General features: G+C 59.3%; 23 protein-coding genes and 1 pseudogene. 10 read left to right on the top strand and 14 right to left on the bottom strand.

What is annotated here, in order from left to right; translation table 11 throughout:
• Positions 1 to 24 precede the first annotated feature (24 nt).
• The gene (locus tag EUU25_RS15295) at positions 25 to 924 is read left to right on the top strand and encodes a hypothetical protein (protein ID WP_222848803.1); all 900 of its coding nucleotides are present in this window, start codon (positions 25 to 27) and stop codon (positions 922 to 924) included.
• Here EUU25_RS15295 and EUU25_RS15290 read toward each other — a convergent pair.
• Genes EUU25_RS15290 through lgt form a run of 3 tightly spaced genes read right to left on the bottom strand, consistent with a single transcriptional unit; the run spans position 914 to position 3,262 of the window.
• The gene (locus EUU25_RS15290; RefSeq protein WP_158902431.1) at positions 914 to 1,306 is read right to left on the bottom strand and encodes a hypothetical protein; all 393 of its coding nucleotides are present in this window, start codon (positions 1,304 to 1,306) and stop codon (positions 914 to 916) included. The genes EUU25_RS15295 and EUU25_RS15290 overlap by 11 nt on opposite strands.
• 29 nt (positions 1,307 to 1,335) lie before the next feature.
• Entirely contained in the window at positions 1,336 to 2,406 is a 1,071-nt protein-coding gene (locus EUU25_RS15285; RefSeq protein ID WP_246162773.1) for a class I SAM-dependent methyltransferase, read from the bottom strand.
• Positions 2,396 to 3,262, bottom strand: a complete 867-nt coding sequence (lgt, locus tag EUU25_RS15280) for a prolipoprotein diacylglyceryl transferase (RefSeq protein ID WP_158902429.1) — start codon at positions 3,260 to 3,262, stop codon at positions 2,396 to 2,398. The genes EUU25_RS15285 and lgt overlap by 11 nt, the downstream gene beginning before the upstream one ends.
• Positions 3,263 to 3,338: 76 nt before the next feature.
• On the opposite strand from lgt, the gene EUU25_RS15275 reads away from it, so the two are divergent.
• Together EUU25_RS15275 and EUU25_RS15270 are read left to right on the top strand one after the other, a co-directional pair.
• Positions 3,339 to 5,042, top strand: coding sequence for a class I adenylate-forming enzyme family protein (locus EUU25_RS15275; protein ID WP_158902427.1), 1,704 nt, complete (start codon positions 3,339 to 3,341; stop codon positions 5,040 to 5,042).
• A 60-nt stretch (positions 5,043 to 5,102) separates the two neighbouring features.
• Positions 5,103 to 7,862, top strand: a complete 2,760-nt coding sequence (locus EUU25_RS15270; RefSeq protein WP_158902425.1) for a [protein-PII] uridylyltransferase — start codon at positions 5,103 to 5,105, stop codon at positions 7,860 to 7,862.
• 137 nt (positions 7,863 to 7,999) lie between these two features.
• Here EUU25_RS15270 and EUU25_RS15265 read toward each other — a convergent pair whose 3' ends face one another.
• Complete coding sequence (locus tag EUU25_RS15265) at positions 8,000 to 9,124, bottom strand: OmpA family protein (protein WP_158902423.1); 1,125 nt, start codon at positions 9,122 to 9,124, stop codon at positions 8,000 to 8,002.
• Between the two features lie 384 nt (positions 9,125 to 9,508).
• Positions 9,509 to 9,667: pseudogene (locus tag EUU25_RS15260) on the bottom strand (phage tail tube protein); the annotation flags it as partial.
• 47 nt (positions 9,668 to 9,714) lie between these two features.
• Here EUU25_RS15260 and EUU25_RS15255 point away from each other — a divergent pair.
• Entirely contained in the window at positions 9,715 to 10,170 is a 456-nt protein-coding gene (locus EUU25_RS15255) for a hypothetical protein (RefSeq protein ID WP_158902419.1), read from the top strand.
• A 36-nt stretch (positions 10,171 to 10,206) separates the two neighbouring features.
• On the opposite strand, the gene EUU25_RS15250 is transcribed toward EUU25_RS15255, so the two are convergent.
• Positions 10,207 to 10,566, bottom strand: a complete 360-nt coding sequence (locus EUU25_RS15250) for an HK97 family phage prohead protease (RefSeq protein WP_158902417.1) — start codon at positions 10,564 to 10,566, stop codon at positions 10,207 to 10,209.
• A complete protein-coding gene (locus tag EUU25_RS15245) occupies positions 10,563 to 10,820 on the bottom strand; it encodes a DUF6127 family protein (RefSeq protein ID WP_158902415.1) in 258 nt (85 codons plus the stop codon). Before EUU25_RS15245 ends, EUU25_RS15250 begins: the two co-directional genes overlap by 4 nt.
• 48 nt (positions 10,821 to 10,868) lie before the next feature.
• Here EUU25_RS15245 and EUU25_RS16510 point away from each other — a divergent pair, with 48 nt between their 5' ends.
• Positions 10,869 to 11,012: a hypothetical protein gene (locus tag EUU25_RS16510; RefSeq protein WP_222848802.1), complete on the top strand. Its 144-nt coding sequence runs from the start codon at positions 10,869 to 10,871 to the stop codon at positions 11,010 to 11,012.
• Here EUU25_RS16510 and EUU25_RS15240 read toward each other — a convergent pair.
• Positions 11,009 to 12,130, bottom strand: a complete 1,122-nt coding sequence (locus tag EUU25_RS15240; protein WP_158902413.1) for a phage portal protein — start codon at positions 12,128 to 12,130, stop codon at positions 11,009 to 11,011. The two genes, EUU25_RS16510 and EUU25_RS15240, sit on opposite strands and share 4 nt — an antisense overlap.
• A 417-nt stretch (positions 12,131 to 12,547) precedes the next feature.
• A complete protein-coding gene (locus EUU25_RS15235; RefSeq protein WP_158902411.1) occupies positions 12,548 to 12,736 on the bottom strand; it encodes a hypothetical protein in 189 nt (62 codons plus the stop codon).
• Between the two features lie 143 nt (positions 12,737 to 12,879).
• Between EUU25_RS15235 and EUU25_RS15230 the strand changes: the two genes are divergently transcribed.
• Positions 12,880 to 13,713, top strand: coding sequence for a GDSL-type esterase/lipase family protein (locus EUU25_RS15230; RefSeq protein ID WP_158902409.1), 834 nt, complete (start codon positions 12,880 to 12,882; stop codon positions 13,711 to 13,713).
• On the opposite strand, the gene EUU25_RS15225 is transcribed toward EUU25_RS15230, so the two are convergent.
• From EUU25_RS15225 to EUU25_RS15215, 3 genes are all read right to left on the bottom strand, one after another.
• Positions 13,691 to 14,371: a Fe2+-dependent dioxygenase gene (locus tag EUU25_RS15225; RefSeq protein ID WP_158902407.1), complete on the bottom strand. Its 681-nt coding sequence runs from the start codon at positions 14,369 to 14,371 to the stop codon at positions 13,691 to 13,693. The two genes, EUU25_RS15230 and EUU25_RS15225, sit on opposite strands and share 23 nt — an antisense overlap.
• A 10-nt stretch (positions 14,372 to 14,381) precedes the next feature.
• Positions 14,382 to 16,667 carry a TonB-dependent receptor gene (locus EUU25_RS15220; protein WP_158902405.1) on the bottom strand — a complete coding sequence of 762 codons (2,286 nt, stop codon included), beginning with the start codon at positions 16,665 to 16,667 and terminating at the stop codon, positions 14,382 to 14,384.
• 203 nt (positions 16,668 to 16,870) lie between these two features.
• A complete protein-coding gene (locus tag EUU25_RS15215; protein WP_158902403.1) occupies positions 16,871 to 17,509 on the bottom strand; it encodes a glutathione S-transferase family protein in 639 nt (212 codons plus the stop codon).
• Positions 17,510 to 17,683: 174 nt separating this feature from the next.
• Here EUU25_RS15215 and EUU25_RS15210 point away from each other — a divergent pair, with 174 nt between their 5' ends.
• From EUU25_RS15210 to EUU25_RS15200, 3 genes are all read left to right on the top strand, one after another.
• Entirely contained in the window at positions 17,684 to 17,887 is a 204-nt protein-coding gene (locus EUU25_RS15210) for a hypothetical protein (protein ID WP_158902401.1), read from the top strand.
• Between the two features lie 67 nt (positions 17,888 to 17,954).
• Entirely contained in the window at positions 17,955 to 18,605 is a 651-nt protein-coding gene (locus EUU25_RS15205) for a YqaA family protein (RefSeq protein ID WP_158902399.1), read from the top strand.
• 51 nt (positions 18,606 to 18,656) lie between these two features.
• Complete coding sequence (locus EUU25_RS15200; RefSeq protein WP_158902397.1) at positions 18,657 to 18,968, top strand: hypothetical protein; 312 nt, start codon at positions 18,657 to 18,659, stop codon at positions 18,966 to 18,968.
• Here the strand turns inward: EUU25_RS15200 and EUU25_RS15195 are convergent, their stop codons facing one another.
• Positions 18,969 to 19,388, bottom strand: a complete 420-nt coding sequence (locus EUU25_RS15195; protein ID WP_158902395.1) for a VOC family protein — start codon at positions 19,386 to 19,388, stop codon at positions 18,969 to 18,971.
• Positions 19,385 to 19,753 carry a hypothetical protein gene (locus EUU25_RS15190; RefSeq protein ID WP_158902393.1) on the bottom strand — a complete coding sequence of 123 codons (369 nt, stop codon included), beginning with the start codon at positions 19,751 to 19,753 and terminating at the stop codon, positions 19,385 to 19,387. The genes EUU25_RS15195 and EUU25_RS15190 overlap by 4 nt, the downstream gene beginning before the upstream one ends.
• Before the next feature lie 93 nt (positions 19,754 to 19,846).
• On the opposite strand from EUU25_RS15190, the gene lnt reads away from it, so the two are divergent.
• A complete protein-coding gene (lnt, locus tag EUU25_RS15185; protein ID WP_187351328.1) occupies positions 19,847 to 21,469 on the top strand; it encodes an apolipoprotein N-acyltransferase in 1,623 nt (540 codons plus the stop codon).
• Positions 21,470 to 21,473: the final 4 nt, after the last annotated feature.

Here is a 21,473-nt window from a genome sequence, read left to right as displayed (position 1 = left end):
ACTCGATCCTAAGGCAAAAACTGCATGCCCCATATCGTCTCGACTGCTCCGCAAATGGCTCGACCCCAGTTTTTTGCTTTTGCGGTGAAATATAGTAGGCTGTTTGCCGTCGGAGGGCTGACGAATATGCTGTTGCGGCGCGAAACCCGCGATGGCGCAGGGGGATTTGCGATGTCTGTGACTACGCGCACTGGAATGGAACGCTACCGGGATCTGTTCCTGTGGATGCTCATCCCGATGGCTATCATGCAGATTGGCATTTTTCCCGATTATTGGGGGGACCTGACCGAGAATGCCTGGGCCGTGCACGTTCATTACTGGACGGCGACCTTGTGGTATATCTTCCTCATCTCCCAACCCTATCTTGCGTCACGGGGACAATTCGAGCGTCACCGAACCTATGGCATGATCGGGTTCTTCCTCGCGGGCGGCGTGGCCTTTACTGCTCTTGGGGCGCTCCATCGTGATATCGCCAACGCGGAAAACTCTGCTCAGATGCGCGAACAGTTCGGCGCGTTTGAACCTTGGTTCTTCTACGGCATCGCGGTGGTGGAGCTGGTCATGATGTCCGCGTTCATCGTGGCGATCGTCCAATCTATCCGCTTTCGCCGTTCGGTCGAAGACCATGCGTGGTGGCTCATTTCCACGGTTTTCATCATCATGATGCCATCCTTGGGCAGAGGTGTCGGCGTGTTATGGGTCGCCATAACCGGGCCCAACGACCCGGCGGCAGTTACCTACCCGATATATGCGACATCAGTCGCAATCATCGCCCTGTTGTACTGGGCGGCGCATCGTTACGGTCGGTTCAATCACCCTGCGACCTGGCTGGCGCTGGGCGTCAATCTCTTCAACCTGCTGTTCGAACCCTTAGGGAAATGGACCTGGATGCAGGACGCCTTGCGGATGCTGATTAAGGGGTAGCGATCCGAAGCGGAAAAAGGGCGGCGATGATTTGTGCGCTTAGGCCCAGCATCCCGGCCGGGGTCGACAAGGCTGCCCATTGGTCGGCCATGGTCCGGTTGAACAACAGGCTGCCAAGCGCGGATTCAAACAGGGCGAGCAGGATCAGGAACACCAGCGCCATCACCCAGCGCGCCGGACGTTCGGGTGGGACTTTAAAGCGCCGGATTACCCGTGGGCAGACAACATAGGCTGCCGCCAGCATCACCGGCACTTCCAGCATCGTCGCGACGAGAGTGCCTACATAGGGAATGACAAGCAGGACACGCACAGTGCCCAGCAAAAAACCGAACGCAAAGAGCAACAGAAAATAGACCGACCCGGCAATCACGGCACGTTGCATCGCGTTTTCCTTACGGTCGGTGCCGCACCCTAGCCCAATGGCGCGCCAAATCCTTCCGGGACGGGCCAGTCGGGGGAGTGTGCGGCGAGGACTTTGAAGAGGGTTCCCATTTCGCCATTTTTGACGAGTCGGTCGCGGGCGATGAAGATGTCTTCGCGCTTGTCGGGCGACGCTTCGGCAAGGGCAAGGGAGCGCTGGCCGATGCCGAGCGCGGATAGCCATACGCCTTGGGTTGTCGGACCTGCCACCTGCAGATTGCGCATCCGTGCGAGGTTGGCGAGCTCCAGGAAATTCACATGCGCGGTCAGATCGCAGGTGCCGGGGTCGAGGAAGGGATCGGCATAGTCATGCGCCTTCACCGCCTGCAAGGTGCTGCCCAGGGCAGGCTGGGTATAGCCATAGTCGATCACCAGGATCGCGCCGCCCTGTGTGGCGATGCGGTTTGCGAGTTCGTACATGATGGTCGCTGCATCGGGCGAGGATTCGAAAATGCTGCCGACGGGGGAGTTCTGGAACGCAGCGGGGACCGACCCGTCCATCGGGTAGGAGCCGGGCATCGCGGCAAATTTTGTCCCCCGGTCGCGCACAACCACCCGCTCGCGCCAACCGGCATGGGTCAGGATAAGCTGGCGGATAGGAAGCGCGTCGAAAAACTCGTTCGCCACGACCAGCAACGGCCCGTCGGTGGGCAGGCTTTCAACCCGGTCGTGGAAGGTGGCGAGCGGCACATTCTGGAGCTGCTGCGCGCGCAACGTCTCGCTGGTTTCGACAAAATGCACGGCGGGCGCAAATTCGAATTTCGACATGGCGCGCAAGGCATCGGCGGCCAAGGTGCCGCGCCCCGGGCCCAGTTCGACATAATGGCAGTTGGCCGGGCTGTTCTGGCGCAAATATAGATCGGTCAGCCACATGCCGATCAGTTCGCCGAACATCTGGCTGATTTCCGGCGCGGTTATGAAATCGCCCTCGACCCCGAAGGGATCGCCCGCGCCATAATATTCATTGTTCGACGCGCGCATATATTCGGCGACACTGATCGGGCCGGAACCCTCAATCTGCTTCGCCAGGCGAAGCGCCAGTTGGCCGGTGTCAGGCGACACTGCTGCTGCCCGAAACAGGCTCTACGCGCTTGCGCCGCCCGGCGGCGGTCGCGATGAGGAACAGGCCGATGAGGATCATCGGAATGGTCAGCCACTGCCCCATGCTGAGGCCGCTTGCCTGCACCAGCCATTGCAGTTGCTGGTCGGGTTCGCGCACAAATTCGACTGCAAAACGCGACAGGCCATAGATAAGTGCGGCGGTTCCGAACAGGAAGCCGGGCTTATATCGGGCATCGGTCTTGAAGAATAAAGGCCACATGATAGCCGCCATCAGCAAGCCTTCGAGCGCGGCTTCGTAAAGCTGGCTGGGGTGGCGCGGTTCGGGGCCGCCATTGGGGAAGACAATTGCCCAAGGAACATCGGTCACCCGGCCCCACAGTTCATCATTCACGAAATTCGCAAGGCGCACGAGGAACAGGCCGAAGGGAATGACGCAGGCAATATAATCGCACACCCGCAGGAAGGAGAGCTTATACTTGCGGGCGAGCAGCCAGATGGCAAAGATTGTGCCCAAAGTGCCGCCATGCAGCGACATGCCGCCTTCCCACAATTTGAAGATGTCGACCGGATTCTGCAGAATGGAGGGCTGGTAGAAGAAAATATAGCCAAGACGGCCACCGACGATGATGCCGAGCGTCGCATAAAGGATCATATCATCCGCATGTTCGCGCGACATGGGCGCGCCGGGCTTGGCGAGCAGCTTGAGCAAAAGCCAGTAGCCCAACAGGATTCCGGCGAGATAACCCAATGAATACCAACGAATCTGGAAAAAGCCCAAATCCAGCGCAACAGGACCCACGCCCAGATTTTCAAACTGGATATAATTGGCAGCGGTCGCAATAATTTCAAACGGCACAGGAAATCCTCGGTAAATTTTGACTTTCCTATAGAGCGAAATAGAAGGTGCACAAAGAGTTTAGGAGAGAATCATAATGCCGACCGAACTGGACCTTGCAATCACCGCGACGATTACGCGCCTGATGGAGAATGATGGTCCCCTTACCGTTACCCATGTCGAAAAATATGGCGTCCAAATGCCGATGTTGGCGAAGGCCCCAGCAAATCTTTCGGATTATTTCGCCTTTTTCTGCGCGACCCATGCGGACAAGGAATTTCTGGTCGACGGCGATTGCCGCCTGACCTTTGGCGAAACCTATGCGGCGGCGCGCGCGTTGGCGGGCGGGCTTGTCGATGGCCGCCAGTTGCAGAAGGGCGACCGGGTCGGAATCGCCGCTCGAAACTCGGCCAACTGGATCATTGCCTATATGGCGATCATCATGGCAGGCGGCGTCGCGACGTTGCTCAACGGATGGTGGCAGGGCGGCGAACTTGCGGAAGGTATCCGCATGGTCGGCTGCCGCTATGTGCTCGCCGATGCCCAGCGCGCCGCGCGTCTGGAAGGTCAGGATATCGGCGATTGCCAGCTTCTGATCTTCAGCCATGACTGCTCGCCGGTCGACGGCCTGTCGGTGTTGACCTCGCAAGGCGGTGGCGCGAACACTGCGTTGCCGGCGATCGATCCGCTGGACAATGCGACAATCCTCTACACCTCGGGTTCGACGGGCCAGTCCAAGGGTGCCTTTTCGGACCACCGTGCCGTTGTGCAGGGCGCGATGAGCTATGTTGGCCAGACGCTTGTGTTCTTCGAACTGCTGAGCGCGACCGGCCAGACCATGCCGTCGCAACCTTCGGCTTTGGTCAACGTGCCCCTATTCCATGTGACGGCATCGGTGCCGTTGGTGCTGCAGAGCTTTGCCATTGGCCGCAAGCTGGTGCTGATGCCCAAATGGGATGCCGAAGAAGCCATGCGCATCATTGAAAAGGAACGGATCAGCTATTTTGTCGGCGTGCCGTTGATGAGCATCGAGCTTGCGACCCACCCGAACCGTCACAAATATGATCTGACGAGCTGCACCGCCTTTGCCGCCGGTGGCGCGCCGCGTCCGGTCGACCATGTGAAGAAAATCCGCAAGGAAATGAGCTGGGGTTACCCGTTGCTCGGCTATGGCCTGACCGAAACAAATGGCGTGGGCTGCGGCAATTTCACGGAAAACTATCTGTTGAAGCCCACCAGCACCGGCCCTGCGACCAAACCCTTGGTCGAGGTCGAAATGCTGGACGACGATGGCAACCGCATGCCGCAGGGCGAACGGGGCGAGGTCTGCATCCGGACCATCGCCAATTTCAACGGCTATTGGGACAATGAAAAAGCCACCAGCGACGCCTTTACCAAGGACGGCTTTTTCCGCACCGGCGACATCGGCTATCTGGATGAAGACGGCTATCTGTTCATCGTCGACCGCAAGAAGGACATCATCATCCGCGGCGGCGAGAATATCAGCTGCCCCGAAGTCGAAGCCGCCGCCTATGAGCATGACTCGATCGTTGAACTGTCGGTGTTCGGCATTGCCGATGACAAATATGGCGAAGTCCCGGGTATCGTCTACCACACCAAGGATGGCGTGGCCCTGACGGAAGAAGATCTGAAAGCCTTTCTGGCCCCCCGCCTCGCACCATTCAAGATTCCGGTGCATTATTGGCAGGCGCCAGAACCGCTTCCGCGTCTTGGCACGCAGAAGATCGACCGGGTCACGTTGCGCCGCGAATATAATGCAAAGGTCGGTACGCCTGTCTAACTTTGGGCACCGGCCTGCATTTTGGTTCGACCCCGATGAAATAGGGGTATAGGAGGCCCTATGGCTTCGACAGCGGATCATATTGTTAAGCAGCGCGATATTATCGACCGGAAATCGCTGGCGGAAACGCTGGACGAAATTGCGTCGGAACGCGAAACCCGGACCCAGCGCGGACGCGTGCTGGAACAGTTGCAAGCCGCCTTGGCGCAGGGCCGGGCAGAGATTGACCGTCGCTTGCAGGCGCATCCCTCGCAAGGCTATCGCGCAGCGACCGAGCAGGCCTTTCTGATCGACCAGATTGTCCGGCTGATCTACGATTATGTGACCGTACATGTCTATCCCGCGGCCAACAGGTCTGCGTCCGAACGGATCGCGGTTTTGGCCGTCGGCGGCTATGGCCGCGGAGAGATGGCGCCGCATAGCGATGTCGACATCGCCTTTGTGACACCCTTCAAACGCAGCTCATGGACCGAGCAGGTGGTCGAGGCGATACTCTATCTTCTCTGGGATTTGGGGCTGAAAGTCGGCCAGTCCAGCCGGTCGCTGGATGAGACGGTCAAAATGGCGCAAGAGGATCTGACCATCCGCACGGCGCTGCTTGAAAGCCGCTTCGTTTGGGGCGACCGCGACATATACGAACAGGCCAGCCGCAGGTTCTGGAGCGAGGTCGTTGGCAAGACAGCGTCGGAATTTGTCCGGCTGAAAATGATCGAGCGCGACGAGCGGCATAAGCGCATGGGCGACAGCCGATATGTCGTGGAGCCCAATATCAAGGACGGCAAAGGCGGTTTACGCGACTTGCACACGCTCTACTGGATCGGGAAATATATCCACCAGGTTTCGTCCGCTTCCGATCTGGTTGGCGTGGGCCTGCTGACTGCGGATGAATATCGTCGATTCCGCAAGGCAGAGAATTTCCTGTGGGCGGTGCGCTGCCACATGCACGCCATCACCAACCGTGCCGAAGACCGCCTGACCTTTGACCTGCAGCGGGAAGTCGCCGAGCGGATGAACTTTGCCGATCGTCCCGGACGGTCAACCGTCGAGCGTTTCATGCAATATTATTTCCTCAACGCCAAAACGGTCGGCGATGTGACCGGCCTGTTTCTTGCGCATCTGGACGAGGCCATGGCGAAGAAGGGGCGGCGCTTTCTGCCGACTTTCACGCGCAAGCCGCGCAAGCTGAATGGCTTCCAGCTCGATCGCGGACGGCTCGCCTTGCCCCATGATGGCTATTTTGAAGAGGACCCGGTCCGGCTTTTGGAGATATTCCAGCTTGCGGATTTGCACGGGTTGGAAATCCACCCGCTGGCGATGCGCGCGGCCCAGCGTGATGCCCGCCTGATCGACCGGTCGGTGCAGCGTAATCCCCGGGCCAATGCGCTGTTTCTGGATGTTCTATGCTCGCCGCGTGACCCCGAAACGGTGCTGCGTTGGATGAATGAATCGACGGTATTCGGGCGCTTCATTCCCGATTTCCGGCGCGTCGTCGCGCAGATGCAGTTCGATATGTACCACCATTATACAGTGGACGAACATTCAATACGGGCCATTGGCCTGCTGGCGGAAATTGAATCGGGCGAGTTGAAGGCGGACCACCCGCTATCGACCGCGATCATGCGTCAAATTGTAAGCCGACGTGTGCTGTTTGTCGCGACGCTGTTGCACGATATCGCCAAAGGGCGCGGCGGGGATCACAGTGTCTTGGGAGCGGAGGTTGCCGAAAATCTCTGCCCGAGGCTCGGGCTGAACCCGGCGGAAACCGAGACGGTTGCCTGGCTTGTGCGCTATCATTTGCTGATGTCGGCTACCGCGTTCAAACGCGATTTGGCCGATTTTAAAACGATATTGGACTTTGCCCAAGCCGTTCAGTCGCCAGAGCGCTTAAGGCTGTTGCTGGTCCTGACGGTCGTGGACATTCGCGCCGTAGGGCCCGGCGTGTGGAATAGCTGGAAGCGGCAGCTGTTATCCGACCTCTATGAAGCGACCGAGGAAGTGCTGCGCCTCGGCCATAAGCAGCGCGGGCGTGAGGAACGGATTGCCGCGAAGAAACAGCAACTCGAAAAGCTACTCAACCTGCCCGCACCCGAATTCACCAAATTGGCAAAGCGCCTGCCCGATGCCTATTGGATTGCCGAGCCTTCCGACATCATCGCCCGCAATGCGAAGCATCTGCTCGCCAATAAGGACGCCGATCTCGCCATTGACGCCTGCTATTATCCGGAACGCGGCGCGACATTGGTGACGGTATATGCGGCCGACCATCCCGGGCTGTTTTACCGTATCGCTGGCGCGATCCATTTGGCCGGCGGAAACATCATCGATGCGCGCATCCACACGAGCAGCGATGGCATGGCGGTCGACAACTTCCTGATCCAGGACCCGATCGGTCGGCCTTTCCGCGAACAGGGGCAATTGAACCGGCTGTCGCGCAATATCCAGGATGCCCTGACCAACCGGGCAAAACTGATGGCGCAACTCGACGCCAAGCCCAAAGCCTTGCGCCGTGCCGATGCGTTCAAAATTGCGCCGTCGGTCTTCATCGATAATCTGGCATCGAACCGGTTCACCGTTGTCGAGGTCAACGCGCTCGACCGGCCGGCATTGCTGAATAATCTGGCGCAAGCGCTGTTTGAATCCAAGGTAACGCTGCACAGCGCGCATATTGCGACATATGGCGAACGGGCGGTCGACACATTTTATGTGACCGATCTGTTTGGTGGAAAGATTGAGAGCCGGTCTCGGCTCAAGTCGCTTGAAACGCGACTGATTGATGCTGCTGCGGGCAGTCATCTGGCAAAGGGTAAAGCCGCAGCCTAATATCGGCGCGGCCGAAAGCCATTATCCACGCTCTATGTGCGCAAGCACTTGCCTGAATTTTCAGCGCATGTTCTAGCCAAAAAAAGGGCCGGTCTTTCGACCAGCCCTTCTTCATGTCTTGTTCGGTAATCCGAAGATTACATGCCCGAACCGGGACCGTAGGTGACTTCCACGCGACGGTTTTGCGGTTCACGCTCACCATCAGCGGTCTGTACCAGAGGTGCGGTTTCACCGAATGCTTCCGACGAAATCGCGCCGCCAGCAACACCCTTGGACTCAAGGTATGCACGAACGGTCGTGTTACGACGTTGCGACAGACCGACGTTGTACGTTGCCGTACCCGACTTGTCTGCGTGTCCAGCCAACATGACCTTCGCATTGCCGCAATTGGCGTACTGGGCAACGGCGTTGTCCAGAACCGAAGCCGCGTCAGGACGCAGGTTCGACTTATCCCAATCGAAGAACACGATGTAAGGACCCGAGTTGCACACCGGCGCAGGTGGCGGCGGTGGGGGTGGCGGGGGTGGTGGAGGAGCAACATAAGGCGGAGGAGGTGGCGGAGGTGCCACAACCACTGGCTCAGGCGCGCCACCGAAGTTATAAATCAGGCTGCCCATGACGCTGTGCGAACGGAAACGTGTATCCACGTCACGGCCCAGACGATCTACGACGTTGACATTGTCAGCGTTGAAGAAGCGATATTTCAGGCCAACATCCCAGTTGTCGCTGATCGGCGCACGAACGCCAGCCAGAACCTGCCATGCGAAACCTGTGTCCGAATCGTCGAGCCACGAAGGCGCGCCCAATACGGTCTGAAGATCAACACGAGCAACACCGACGCCACCGCCGACGAAGCCTTGGATGCCGTCGTCATCGCCAAAGTCCAGAAGACCATTGACCATGAAGCTCAACGCATTTGCGTCGCCACCAACGTCATATGTACCGCCGGCAGCAAGAGCAGTTGTAGTACCGCCCGTGATCTGACGGGTCGCGCTTGCGAACTGAGAGATATCAGCTTCACGATACGATACTTCTGATTCCAAACGGAAACCGCCAAAGTCGTAACCAACAACGCCACCGAAATCATAACCGGTGTCAGTGTCGAGCGACGCGGCGTCATTTACGCCTGCGATGTCCAACTGCATATCTTCAACAATCATGGCACCGCCATCAACTCCGACATACCACTGGTCGTCGCGGGCCAAAGCCGGTGATGCCAGAGCAGTAGAAGCGAGCGCCAAACCTATGGCTAACTTACGCATCAACTTTCCCCTTTTCTATCTTAGGAACGGAAATTCGAGAACGCAGGTCTATCGATTCTGTTCCATTGATGCAAGCAACTATGTCGTTATACTGTTGCTGAAATGTCGCTATTTGACGAAAAAAGCCCATTTTCTGCAGACAGTTTTTACGCAATAGTTCAACGGGTAACATGGCCTAACGACCGAAAATGGTCCAACAGCAGTTTAATCGCCGCACGCGCTTCTGCATCGACTGTCAGACCACCAGACGGGTCCGCAATGGCGGGTGCTGAAATCCACGTTCCTTGGACATGGACCAGATTACAATCCGACCCGATTTTTCCGCCCAGACGCCCAAAGCAACAACATCGACCAACCGAAATTTATCCAAATCCCCCTCAACGTCAGTTCGTGCCAGGCGCCGGACCCCTTGTGCGTGATGACAACGGCGTCCCCGTTGATCGACAATTGCGTCGTCCGCAATCCGGCGACCGTGCTAAAAACAGGCGTCGTTGCGCCGTCCCCGACCTTCAACAGGAAGGTGCTTCCCTTTTCGGCTGGCATGGATATAGTTCCTTTCATAAATAATTGAACCGTGGGAGAGACGATTCATGTTGTTTTTGATGATGTTACTGGGTGCGGCCGATGCACCGCCAACAGCGGCGAGTCCCTTTGATGAAGGCCCTGACATCGTCGTCTGCCCCACGGAACCAACGGCCATTCCGCCCTTCGACGAATCGTGCGCTGCGAAAGCGCAGGCCAAGCGCATCGCAGAAATTCTCGGAATGCCAGCCCCGAAGGCGACTTTCAGCGGGCAAATCTACCGGATATCAGGTGATGGTCGGACGATCGTTGAAGAAGGCGGAAATGTTGTAGCCGTCGCCAGCCCCTGCTTGTTGCCTACCGAGGAAAAGCCGAAAGAGCTGCACGCAAGCTTCGAAAAGCCGGATGAAGGAAAAACTGCGAAAGAGGCGCCAATCCCGCCCGGTTCCTCGCAATCTATCACCAAATGCAAAAGCGAAAACTTCGCAATTCAGTTTAGTGCAGGGCAAGGCGCGGGGAATTAGACCGCCAGCATCCTGATCCGTTGCTCCAGACGGTGACTAAGACACCGCCAGAACCCGCGCGAGCGGTTGCATGGGGTGGGTAACAATGCTGACCTCGATCAGGTCGAGGTCGGTGAGTTCGCGATAGGTCCCGCGCTGCATCGCGCGAACGCGATAGCCAAAGGACAGGCCGCACCCGGCGCGCACGGGCACAGCCGCGTCATCCACGCGCGCGATCATGCGCAGGCCGCGTCCGTCTTCGGAAAGGCTTTCGACCGTACCGATGCGGCGCGCACCGTCATGTTGCCACAACAGCGGCAATCCCGCCGCCGCGACCCGCCCGAACGCACCCTTGCGCACGACATCGCCGCCCCGGTCGGGCGCATCGAAAATGGCGGCATAGCCCGCGATCCTCATTGCAGGACCAGACCCGGCAAGCCGAGTTTGACCGCCAGCCCGATCAGCAACAGCGCAAGCGCCATGCGGACCAGCCAGCCAATGGCCGCCTTGCGCGCCGAACGCTTGGCATCGCGCCACGCCGACAACAACTCGCGCAGTTCGCCCATGTCCTTTGCGGCATGGCTGTCATCCAGCCCCAGTCCGGCCAGTGCACGACGCGCACCACTTTCGGAGGCCTGCTCCAACAGGCCTTTCAAATTCTCTTCTGCCATGTGTGATTCCTCTATGTATTTCGGTCCGAAATGGGTTATGTCCGTCGAATGGGCCGGTGGATCTTCTTGACCTTATGCATCTTGGCTTTGGTGGCCGGCGGCTATTGGTTGCTGCAGCATGAAGGTATCCAAAGCTGCAACAATATCGGCGGCGAATGGGACTATGCCCGCTGGAAATGCAGCACGGGCTAATTCAAGCCCAGCATTTCCCGTTTTTCTTCCGCCGTCAGAAAATCCGCAACTCCGACCTGTGCCCATAACCGTTCGCGATCTTCGGACAGGGCAGACAAGATATTAAGGTCAATCGTAAATTGCAGCCCGTCGAACCAGGGCTGCAGCCCTTGTGCCAGCGCATCGAGCAGCTTGTGCGCCAGCGGCAGGATGCCCTGCGTCCACAGCGCGCGGTTTGCCTCGCGGTAGTTGGCGTAGGTCGCATCGCCGGGCAGGCCGAGCAGCACGGGCGGCACCCCAAAGGCCAGCGCAATTTCGCGCGCCGCCGCCTCTTTCAATCCGGCAAAGTCCATCTCCGCCGGGGTCAGCGCCATTGGCTGCCAGCTCAACCCACCTTCAAGCAACATGGGCCGTCCGGCGTTGCCTGCCCCTTGATAACTGGTCACCAGCTCTTCCTTCAGCCGGGCATATTGCTCGGTGGTCAACGTCCCTGCCTCGCCTGCTTCATAAACCAGCGCGCCAGATGGTCGCGCCGCATTGTCGAGCAAGGCCTTGTTCCAACGCGTTGCGGCGTTGTGGATCGCCATAGCCCCGGCTGCCGCCCCCATCGCACCCAGCCCATAATGGTCATCCAGCGGATGCAGCGCGCGCAGGTGGATCACCTGTTCCACCGGCAGCCGCGACGTCGCCCCGGATACGCGATAAATATAAGCCATGGGCCAACCCCGGCTGTCCGCCTCGATCGCCACCCGTTCGGGGCGCAATGCGAACAACTCGGTCGGGCGTCCGTCGGCGCCGGGCAAAATCTCGACATAGGCATTGCCGTGCAACAGCAAATGCGTTGCCACTGTTTCGAGCAGTGCCTGCCCCGCAGTTCGCGCCCGGATCAACCCCAGCGCAACCGGATCGCACGGCAGCAACGGCGCCGATGCCACGCCATCGGTCACCAGACCCACCGCGCGCTGGGCAATTGCATTGGCAAGGTACAACTCACGCACCTGAGCCTCATAGGAACGGGGCCATTCGCCGAGCGCTGTCATAGCGGCGGTGCGAACCCCCGAAAGCCGGTCCTGTTGCACACGCATTTTCCCCGGACGCAGCAACCCGCGCCCGGTTGATTTCCAACCGAAGATATTCATGCCTATTCCTTGAAGTGGTCCAACGCCCGACACGCGCACAAAAAAGGCCGGAGAAAACTCTCCAGCCCCTGCGCCCTTGCATGGGTGCGAATCGCAATTTTCGACGATGCCTATTTGTACCGAATGAGCGTTACGCTGTCAATATGTTTTTACCCATATGGTTAAAATGTCGGTTCTTGCTGCGTCCTATATGACGCCAAAAACGACTATTCCGCCCAGCACAACCGCAGCGAGTGCCAATATAATCATATATGTTTTGCGCTGTTCCATTTTTTCGCCCCCATTTGACCGCTCATCTCGATCCATTCGAGAATGGCATCCTATCGCTTTTGTCCGACGGCGCAATCGAGATCGCACGCCCTACGCAGCGCGCGGATCCAGACTTTGGAGGCTCATGGGGATATGCCCGCAACCCGCTCACACAACCACAGGCGGGACTTCGGTCAATTGCGCGACGATTTCGTCCATGCTGCCGGCGACCAGCAGCGGTTGTCCGCCGACGATGCCGATCTGGGTCTGGCCGTTTTCGGCGGCACGTAGCCACGCGACGTTGGATGCGACGACGAGGTAATTGCCCCCGCGGGAGTGGAGTGCGATAAATTTCATGGTGGTGTCTCCTGACGGGAACCAGCGTTAGGGGCGAGGTGTGTTGTTTGCATTAACGCGGGCCCACATACGTATGTGGGGTGATTGCCAAGCGCTGCATTTCCCATAGACTGCCCCCACACATCGCGAAGGGAGAGCGCGTCATGAAAAGCTTGAATATCTGGACCGGCCTCTATGCCGTGGCGCTGGCCGCGACTTTGCCAACCATCGCGCAAGGCCAAACACCAGATGCGCCGCGCTTTGTTGCGGAAACGCCCACACCCCGTGTCGACTATTGGCAAAAGCGCGCGTCCGACATTGGACAGGAGCTATCCACCGCCCAAAGCCTGGAGCCGGTCCGGCTTGTCTTTGTCGGCGATTCCATCACCGATTTCTGGCATCTGGATGCGAACCCCTGGTTTCCGGGACTCTATTGCGGCTGGTCGGTCTGGAACGAAAGCTTTGGCGGGGCGGTTCCCCAGCACAAGGCGCTCAATCTCGGCGTATCAGGCGACCGGATCGAACATGTGCTCCACCGCCTGCTGCCGGCCGCGCAAGGGGGCGAAGGCTGGCTCGACCGGCCGGACCTGCAACCCGATACGCTTTTCGTCATGCTGGGTATCAATAACAGCTTTGATGCCGAAAAGCCCGCCACCACCAGCATCATCAAAGGGGTCGAGGCCGTGGTCGCGCGCCTGCGGGAACGAAGGCCCAAGGCGCGGATTGTGATCCAGTCGCTGCTGCCGACCGAGGATGCGGTGAAGAACCGCGATCTGGTGATGCCGGTCAATGCGGCGTTGCGTACGCATGCGGCGACGCAGGCCAATACGGTCTTTCTTGACCTCTACCCATCATTTGTGGACGACAGCGGGGCGCAACGGCGCGTGCTGTTCAACGACGCGCTCCATCCCAGCCGCGAAGGCTATCGCGTATGGCGCGACCGGTTGGTCGCCTTTTTGAACGCAGCGCCTGAGGTTAAAGCGCCCAGCGGCGGATGAGATTGTGGTAAAGCTGCGTCAGGCGTAGCACCTCGGCATGGCCCCCGCCATGGTCGGTGGTCAGATGCTGGATGCTCTGGTCAAGTTCGAACAGCATTTCGCGCGCGTGCGTGTCGCGGACCATGGATTGGACCCAGAAAAAGCAGCTGATCCGTTCCCCTTTCGTCACCTCGGTCACATGATGGAGGCTGGACGACGGGTAGAGCAGCATATGCCCGGCCGGTAGCTTATAGGACGCTTGCCCGAACGCCCCCTGCACCACCAGATCACCGCCATCATAGCTGTCGGGATCGGTGAGGAACAAGGTCGCCGACATATCGGTCCGCATCTGCTGCCCCGTGGCGGGGTCGATGCGGATCGCGTTGTCGACATGGTCGCCAAAGCCCTCACCCGGGCCATAGCGGTTGAACAACGGCGGATAGATGGCGTGCGGCAAAGCGGCCGACAGGAACAGACCATTTTGCGCCAGCGCCCGCTGCACCACGGCGCGCGCTTGCCGGGCGGCCTCACCACCCTCGGGCAATTGCCTGTTTCGTTTGGCAAGCGCCGCGCCGGGGCCGCTGGTGGCGTTGCCGTCCACCCAATCCGCTGTGGAGAGGGAGCGGCCCAGCTCCACAGCTTCATGGGGGGGAAGGATATCGGGAATAGCGATCAGCATGGCGCGACCTTCAGAAACTGGCGGTCAGCGAAAGCGTCGCCGATCGTCCCGGTGCGACATAGGCAAAGGGGCTGCCCGACCGGTAGATCGCATCATAGTAAAGCTTGTCGGTCAGGTTGAGGACATTGACCCGCGCCTCCAACCCCTCGCGCACCTGCCACCGCGCGACCGCGTCGAAGCGCGTGTAGCTGGGCACAAAGGCCGTTCCCGCCACCTGAGACCCGCCGAAGATCTTGCTCTGATGATAAACCTGCCCGCCGATTTCAAACCGGTCGGTCACCGCATAGGTGGCGAGCAAGGAGGCGCTGTGCTTCGGGATATTGGCAAAGGGCCGCCCTTCATTTGCGGCGTTCACCGAATTGACCAGCTTGGCATCGGTATAGGTATAGCCGCCGAACAACTGCACCTTGTCGCCCAGATTACCCGACACACCAAGCTCGACACCGCGCGACCGCAATTTGCCCACCAGTTCATAGACACCGGGCGAGGTTTGCTCGCGGGCATTTTGCTTGGTGATCTGGAACAGCGCGCCGGTCAGCAGCAACTCGCCATTGAACAGCTCGCCCTTCACCCCGACCTCCATATTTTCATTCCGCTCGGGCTCCAGATTCTGGGTCACGGCGGCGAGGCCGTCATAGGCGACGCCGTTGCCGTCAATCTGCTCTCCGCTGGGGTTGGAGGAGGTGCTGTAGGACGCATAAAGGCTGACCGCCTCGACCGGCTTGTACAGCGCGCTCGCCTGCCAGTTGAGGAAGCTGACATTGTTGGCCAGCCTTTCGGGTTGCAATCCCGCCGCGTTACTGGCGTCGGGGTTGAACAGGGCGATGTCATAACTGTCGTACCGCGCGCCTAGAGTGACCGCGAATTTCGGCCCGAATTTGATGGTGTCGATCAGGTAGACGCCGGTTGATTCCACCCGGGTTTGTGTAGGTCCGGTGACGCCATCGACATAGGATGTCAGCGTTCCGTTCAACAGCGGATCGGGGTCGAGCAAATTGCGGATGAAGGGTGAGACCGAAAGCACATTACCATTCGCATCTTCGACAAAGGCGGAGGTCAGCAGGCGATAGGCATCGACTTTCTCCCGCGCATATTCCGCGCCGAAGACCAGCGTGTGGGAAAAGCCTTCATTGCCCAGGCGAATGGTCGCATCGGCAAGGCTCGCCAGATAGCGCGTGTCCGAATAACGCCGCTGCGCACCCGGCGTGACGGTGAACTGGTCCTCGGGCAGCAGCGTTCCCGTCGCCGGGCACGCGCCTGTGGCGGTGCGGGCAAAGCGGCAAACCGCACCGACGGGTCCGGCCAGATAGCGGTTATAGGTCTCGCCATAGCGGGTGATACTGCGCAGGGAGAGCGCGTCGATGGGATCATATTCCACCGCAAAGGTGCCGATGTCCGAACCATTATAGAGGAAGTCGCGGCCGATCACGCCGTAATAATTGTCACGGTCGACCTTATAGGGTTGCTGCGTCGTGCTATCGAACGGATGCCCCCAGTCGGGCACGCCGTCGAGCCGGAAATGATAATAATCCGCCGTGACCAGCAAGCCATTGACCGGGTTCCAGCCGAGCGCGATGACTGTGCCCTTCTTCGTGCTCTCCACATAATCGCGACCCGGCGTGTCGGCCTGATGGTAAAGCGTGTTGACCCGCAGCGCGAGGCTGTCGGTCAGCATGACATTGGTATCGATGGTGCCGCGATAATGGTTTTCGGTTCCGATCGTTCCTTCGACCACGGCAAAGTCGTTGCCGATCTGCGGCCGTTTCGACTGGAGGCTGACCAGCCCGCCGGTCGTCCCGCGCCCGCCAAAGCTGCCCGACGGGCCTTTGACGATTTCGATCTGCTCAATGCCGAAAATCTCGCGGCTCGACACGCCGGGGTCGCGCAGGCCATCGATATAGATATCGTTGCGCGCCTCGAACCCGCGGATGAAGATGCGGTCGCCAAAGGCATTGCCGCCTTCACCTGTGCCCAAGGTCACGCCGGGGGTCGAGCGGACCACCTCGCGAAAGCTGGTCGCGCCGATATCCTCGATCACCTCTTTCGGGATTACCGTGATGCTCTTGGGCGTATCGCGCAGCGGTTCGGTAAACTTGCTGTTGGCCGAATTTTCGACCTTATACGGCGCGTTGGCATTTGCGTTGGGGTTTGCATCGCCATCCCGCTCACCTGTCACGACAATCGTCCGCCGATCCTCCGAATCCGCCAGATCATCCTCGGCGAGTGCAGGGCTGATGATCGAAGCCGAGAGTGCACCTGCCAAAAGGGCACGCGAGACGAGGGCGGGACGGGTCATGAACTTTCCTTTAGCTGCATTATTGAGAACGATTCTCATTATGATGATATGCAGTTATTAAGATTGATTCTTATTTGCAATACATATTCCGACCAACAGAATGTTTTGCGACGGACGGATACGAAAAACCCCTGCCGGTCGAGGTGAGCCTCGACCAGCAGGGGCAATGATTTCAGCGGTGAAGCTCAGTCAGCGCTGATGACTCAACCCAGACCCAGCATCTTCCTCTCGCGGCGGATCCAGTCGGCGAAGCTGGGGCGGCTGTGCATGCTGGCGAGATAGGCGGTCAGCTTGGGATAGGTTGCGGCGTCGGGGACATAGCCCGCATGCGCGGCATTGACGAAGGGGCTGGCGACAGAAATATCGGCCAGCGTCAGGCTGTCGCCGACCAGAAAGCCGCCGTCGTCGATGATCTCTTCAAGATAGGCGCAAATCGGTCCCATGTCCGTCTCGCCCTTGGCCGCTGCTGCATCATCGCCGGGTTTGCCGACAAATTTGGGGGAAACAATCCGGTTGAAGAACATTGCGCCTGCAGCAGATGTCAAAATCGTGTCCGCAAATTCGTCGAACCAGACAACCCGCGCCCGGCTTTCCGCATCAGCAGGGATTAACGGGCTGTCGGTATATTTGGCGTCGATATAGGTGACGATGGCGGACGAATCCGAAATGGCAAAGTCACCGTCGGTGAAACCGGGCATTTTGCGAAACGGACTGCAGGCCAGAAATTCGGGGTTCTGGTCACCCAAGCCGATCGGCACCAGTTCCAGCGCCAGTCCCTTCTCGGCGGCGAAGGCCAATACTTTACGGACGAAAGGGGAAACCGGTGCACCATATAGCTTCATGATCAACTCTCCTGAGATATTGGCCGGAATCGGCCTTGGCCCCTACACTGCCATTTCAGTTGTTATTTGCAACTGTTTTTGGTGGTCTGGAACAAATTCGAGTCCGGATCATTTTACCGGCAATCAATGTGGTTTTGTGCGGACATCGTGCGACATGTCCGGAGGGAATGAATAATGGCGACTTTGCTGGATATTGCGGGCAAACCCCTACCGCCGCGCAACCGCGCGAGGCGGCGGTTGCAGCAACAGGATTTGCGTGATCTGACGAAGATATTCGTCGTTCTGCTGCTCATCATATTGGGCTATTTTCTGGTCGCTCCCGAACGGGATGCCGCGGCCGAAATCCGCGTCGCGGCAAGCGCGAAGGCGCGGGCCTGATATTCGGGCATCTGCTGCCCGCGAAAAATTTGGACATTGGGAACGGTGACGGCTAACGCCGCGCCTAATGTTGAGACGCCTCTATGAATGGATGATGGAAAAGGCCGCGCACGCGCATGCGGAGCGGTGGTTGTTCCTGTTCTCCTTCATGGAATCGAGCTTTTTCCCGATACCGCCCCATCCGCTGCTGGGCCTGATGTGCCTCGCCCGTCCCGACAAGGCGCTGCGCTACGGGATGGTGTGCACGCTTGCCTCGGTGCTGGGCGGGCTGTTCGGCTATGCCATCGGCTTCTTCGCCTATGAAACCATCGGCGTTACCTTGCTCAAGACGCTCGGCCTGTGGGACAGCTTTCCGGCCGCTGCCTGTTACCTGCGCGAATTCGGCGCGGAGATAATCCTGATCAAGGGCGCGACACCCATTCCGTTCAAGCTGCTGACGCTGACCGCCGGGTTCATCCATATGGACCTGTGGACCTTCATCTGGGCCAGCGTGCTGTCGCGCGCGTTCCAGTTCATGCTGGTCGGCCTTCTGTTCTGGAAATTCGGTCCGCCGATCAAAAGCTTCATCGATAAATATCTGGCATGGGTCACCGCGGGCTTTCTGGTGCTTGTTGTTGGCGGCTTCATTGCCTTTTCGATGCTGGCAGGTGGCGGAGCGGAAAAGAGCGACAAATGCTCGAACGTCGTCAAAATGCAGGAACCAGCGTCCTCAATTTAGGGGCTTGTTAAGCAGCAGCGTTTATCATGGCCCCCGGAACAAGGTGGACCCATGGACAATAGCTCACGCAATATCGTCAGTTTTATCGCGACCATTACGATCGCCGCGCTCGTCTTGATGGGCGCGCATTTTTACGCGCAAAGCGGGGATGAAACACCGGTTGCCGAAGACACAAACGCAGTGGCTCAAGTGCTGCCGGAAAACGCCGTGCCTGCCAACGAGAGCGATCTGGCCGAAGCGGCGCTGGACGAAGTGGAAGATGACGATGCAATCATCCGCGAGGCGGAAGTGACCGTCGAGCCGACCGACGGCATCACCGGCGAGCCGTCGGCAACGGTGCAAGCCGTCAACGCGACCCCCTGATCAGCGCGCAAAGATACTGGCGTCGTCGCCGAAAGCCTTGAACTCCAGCGCATTGCCGCTGGGATCATAGAAGAACATTGTCGCCTGTTCCCCGATTTCGCCTTTGAAGCGGACATGGGGCGCGATCCCGAATGCGATACCCGCGGCATCGACACGCCGGGCCAGTTCCTCCCATTGCGTCATGGTCAGCACGACGCCGAAATGCGGCACAGGAACCTCTTTCCCGTCAACCGGATTATGCGTCGACACCGACCGCGCGGCGGGGTCGAGATGGGCGACCAGCTGATGACCAAAGAAATTGAAATCGACCCAATGGTCGGACGAACGTCCCTCGTCACAGCCGAGAATATCGCCGTAAAATTGTCGGGCCACAGCCAGGTCGTGGACAGGAAAGGCGAGGTGAAAGGGTCTCAGGCTCATTTGGATTGCACCGGTTTGGGTAGGGGTTGGTCCGCCGCCGATGCCACCGCCAGTTCGCGCAGCATCTGGCGGGTGCAGGCATCAAGCACGGCGCCATCCCGCGTCTTGCCGACGCCCGCTTGCGCGGCTTCCTGCATGGCGAGCGCAACGACTTCGCGCGGCTGGCCGGTTTCAAAGACGATCCGGTCGCCGACTATCCCTGCCCAGCGCTTTCCATTTGCCTGCACATCCGTGCCGGCGGCCATGCCGCGCTTTTGGGCATCGGCCTGAACGGCAATTTCCACAACACAGGCGATGTCGCGCTGGTGCACTTCCGAAAGGGCTGACGGCACCGCAGCGGCGAGCAGGAGGGTAAAGATAAGCATCAGGGGCCCCTAGCATCTGCTTTCTGAATGCACAGCAACATATTGCAAAAAGCCGTCTTGACCCCGCCTGCTCTGTTGCTTTTGTCCCCGCCCATGGGCAAAGACGGCGCCGTGCAGAGAATCCCCGCATTCCTTCTGAAATATCCCCGCTGGTCCGCGTTGGTCGCCGGGACCATTTCCGCCGCCGGATTTGAGCCGTTGGGGCTATGGCCGCTTACCCTGCTCTGCTTTGCGCTTCTGATTCATCTGGTGGGCCACGCATCGGGCGCAAGGCGTGCCGCAATGCTCGGCTGGCTGTTCGGTGTCGGCCATTTTAGCGCAGGCAACAACTGGATCGCGGTCGCCTTTACCTTTCAGGCGGCGATGCCGATCTGGCTCGGCTATTTTGCCGTGGTTACATTGGCACTTTATCTCGCGGTCTATCCCGCGCTGGCGGCAGGCGGGACATGGTGGATCCACATCCGCGTCAAGCGCGCGGCAACGTCGGGCGCAATCCTGCCCCTGATCCTCGCCTTTGCCGGATGCTGGACAATCAGCGAATGGCTGCGCAGTTGGGCCTTCACCGGTTTTGCGTGGAATCCCCTGGCGGTCATATGGCAATCGCAACTTGAGCTTGCCCGTGCGACAGGTCTGTTGGGGACCTATGGTCTTTCGGCTGTCGTGGTGCTGACGTCGGGGCTGATCCTGCTCGCAGGACATCGGCAGTGGCGGCCGTTGCTGGCGGGATTAGCCCTGCTTTCAGGACTCTGGGTTCACGGTGTCGAAATCCCTGTCACCTCAGCCAATAACGCACCAAAGTCGCCGCGCCTCACCATCGTCCAGCCCGATATCTCGCAGGCGGACAAATATGAACCGGGCTATGAAGCGATCAATTTTGCAAAGCTGGCGATGAACAGCCGCCCCTTGCCCGACCAGGGTCCGCGCCTGCTGCTCTGGCCCGAGGCAGCATTGCCGGATTATCTGGAGGACGGATATCCGTACCGCTATTACCAATTCCAGCCGGGCGACAGCGCCGCAGGGGCACGCGCGCGTCTGACGACCCTGATGCAGGATGGCGATGTGCTGGTGACCGGGGCCAACCGGCTCGTCATTGAAAAGGGCCAGTTGGTCGCCGCCCGCAACAGCGTCAGCGCGCTGGATTCGAACGGCACATTGCTCGGCCATTATGACAAGGCGCATCTGGTGCCCTATGGCGAATATCTGCCCGTGCCATGGCTGCTCCGGCCACTGGGTCTGGCGCGTCTCGTGCCGGGTGATCTCGATTTCTGGCCGGGACCCGGGCCGCAGACCTTGACCGTGAAGGTCGGGGATCAGCCGGTGAAGGTGGGCTTGCAAATCTGCTATGAAATCATCTTTTCCGGCCAGGTCGTCGACAGCGGAAAGCGTCCGGATTTTATCTTCAATCCTTCGAACGATGCCTGGTTCGGAACCGTCGGCCCGCCGCAACATCTGGCGCAGGCACGGCTACGCGCGATAGAGGAAGGCCTGCCCATCGTCCGCGCCACGCCCACGGGGATCAGCGCCATCATCGACGCCGATGGCCGGATCGTCCAGCATCTGCCGCTCGGCACCGCCGGACGCATCGACGCGCGTTTGCCGCGTGCCAAGGCGCCCACATTATTCGCAACCTATGGCAATATCCTGCCTATCGGATTTGCCTTGCTGCTCATCGCAGGCGCGTTGTTACCCCTTGCCCGCCGGGGCTCTTCCCGCTAAGGGC

It is taken from the genome of Sphingorhabdus lacus, from assembly GCF_009768975.1.
GTDB classification, from domain to species: Bacteria; Pseudomonadota; Alphaproteobacteria; order Sphingomonadales; family Sphingomonadaceae; genus Sphingorhabdus_B; species Sphingorhabdus_B lacus.
The sequence above is the reverse complement of the archived record's forward strand: the minus strand, read 5'-3'. Positions and strand labels throughout refer to the sequence as shown.

Coding starts and splice junctions, on each gene's coding strand:
- EUU25_RS15295 (WP_222848803.1), top strand. CDS start 25: ATGCCCCATATCGTCTCGACTGCTCCGCAAATGGCTCGACCCCAGTTT.
- EUU25_RS15290 (WP_158902431.1), bottom strand. CDS start 1,306: ATGCAACGTGCCGTGATTGCCGGGTCGGTCTATTTTCTGTTGCTCTTT.
- EUU25_RS15275 (WP_158902427.1), top strand. CDS start 3,339: ATGCCGACCGAACTGGACCTTGCAATCACCGCGACGATTACGCGCCTG.
- EUU25_RS15270 (WP_158902425.1), top strand. CDS start 5,103: ATGGCTTCGACAGCGGATCATATTGTTAAGCAGCGCGATATTATCGAC.
- EUU25_RS15265 (WP_158902423.1), bottom strand. CDS start 9,124: ATGCGTAAGTTAGCCATAGGTTTGGCGCTCGCTTCTACTGCTCTGGCA.
- EUU25_RS15255 (WP_158902419.1), top strand. CDS start 9,715: ATGTTGTTTTTGATGATGTTACTGGGTGCGGCCGATGCACCGCCAACA.
- EUU25_RS15250 (WP_158902417.1), bottom strand. CDS start 10,566: ATGAGGATCGCGGGCTATGCCGCCATTTTCGATGCGCCCGACCGGGGC.
- EUU25_RS15245 (WP_158902415.1), bottom strand. CDS start 10,820: ATGGCAGAAGAGAATTTGAAAGGCCTGTTGGAGCAGGCCTCCGAAAGT.
- EUU25_RS16510 (WP_222848802.1), top strand. CDS start 10,869: ATGGGCCGGTGGATCTTCTTGACCTTATGCATCTTGGCTTTGGTGGCC.
- EUU25_RS15240 (WP_158902413.1), bottom strand. CDS start 12,130: ATGAATATCTTCGGTTGGAAATCAACCGGGCGCGGGTTGCTGCGTCCG.
- EUU25_RS15235 (WP_158902411.1), bottom strand. CDS start 12,736: ATGAAATTTATCGCACTCCACTCCCGCGGGGGCAATTACCTCGTCGTC.
- EUU25_RS15230 (WP_158902409.1), top strand. CDS start 12,880: ATGAAAAGCTTGAATATCTGGACCGGCCTCTATGCCGTGGCGCTGGCC.
- EUU25_RS15225 (WP_158902407.1), bottom strand. CDS start 14,371: ATGCTGATCGCTATTCCCGATATCCTTCCCCCCCATGAAGCTGTGGAG.
- EUU25_RS15220 (WP_158902405.1), bottom strand. CDS start 16,667: ATGACCCGTCCCGCCCTCGTCTCGCGTGCCCTTTTGGCAGGTGCACTC.
- EUU25_RS15215 (WP_158902403.1), bottom strand. CDS start 17,509: ATGAAGCTATATGGTGCACCGGTTTCCCCTTTCGTCCGTAAAGTATTG.
- EUU25_RS15210 (WP_158902401.1), top strand. CDS start 17,684: ATGGCGACTTTGCTGGATATTGCGGGCAAACCCCTACCGCCGCGCAAC.
- EUU25_RS15205 (WP_158902399.1), top strand. CDS start 17,955: ATGTTGAGACGCCTCTATGAATGGATGATGGAAAAGGCCGCGCACGCG.
- EUU25_RS15200 (WP_158902397.1), top strand. CDS start 18,657: ATGGACAATAGCTCACGCAATATCGTCAGTTTTATCGCGACCATTACG.
- EUU25_RS15195 (WP_158902395.1), bottom strand. CDS start 19,388: ATGAGCCTGAGACCCTTTCACCTCGCCTTTCCTGTCCACGACCTGGCT.
- EUU25_RS15190 (WP_158902393.1), bottom strand. CDS start 19,753: ATGCTTATCTTTACCCTCCTGCTCGCCGCTGCGGTGCCGTCAGCCCTT.
- lnt (WP_187351328.1), top strand. CDS start 19,847: ATGGGCAAAGACGGCGCCGTGCAGAGAATCCCCGCATTCCTTCTGAAA.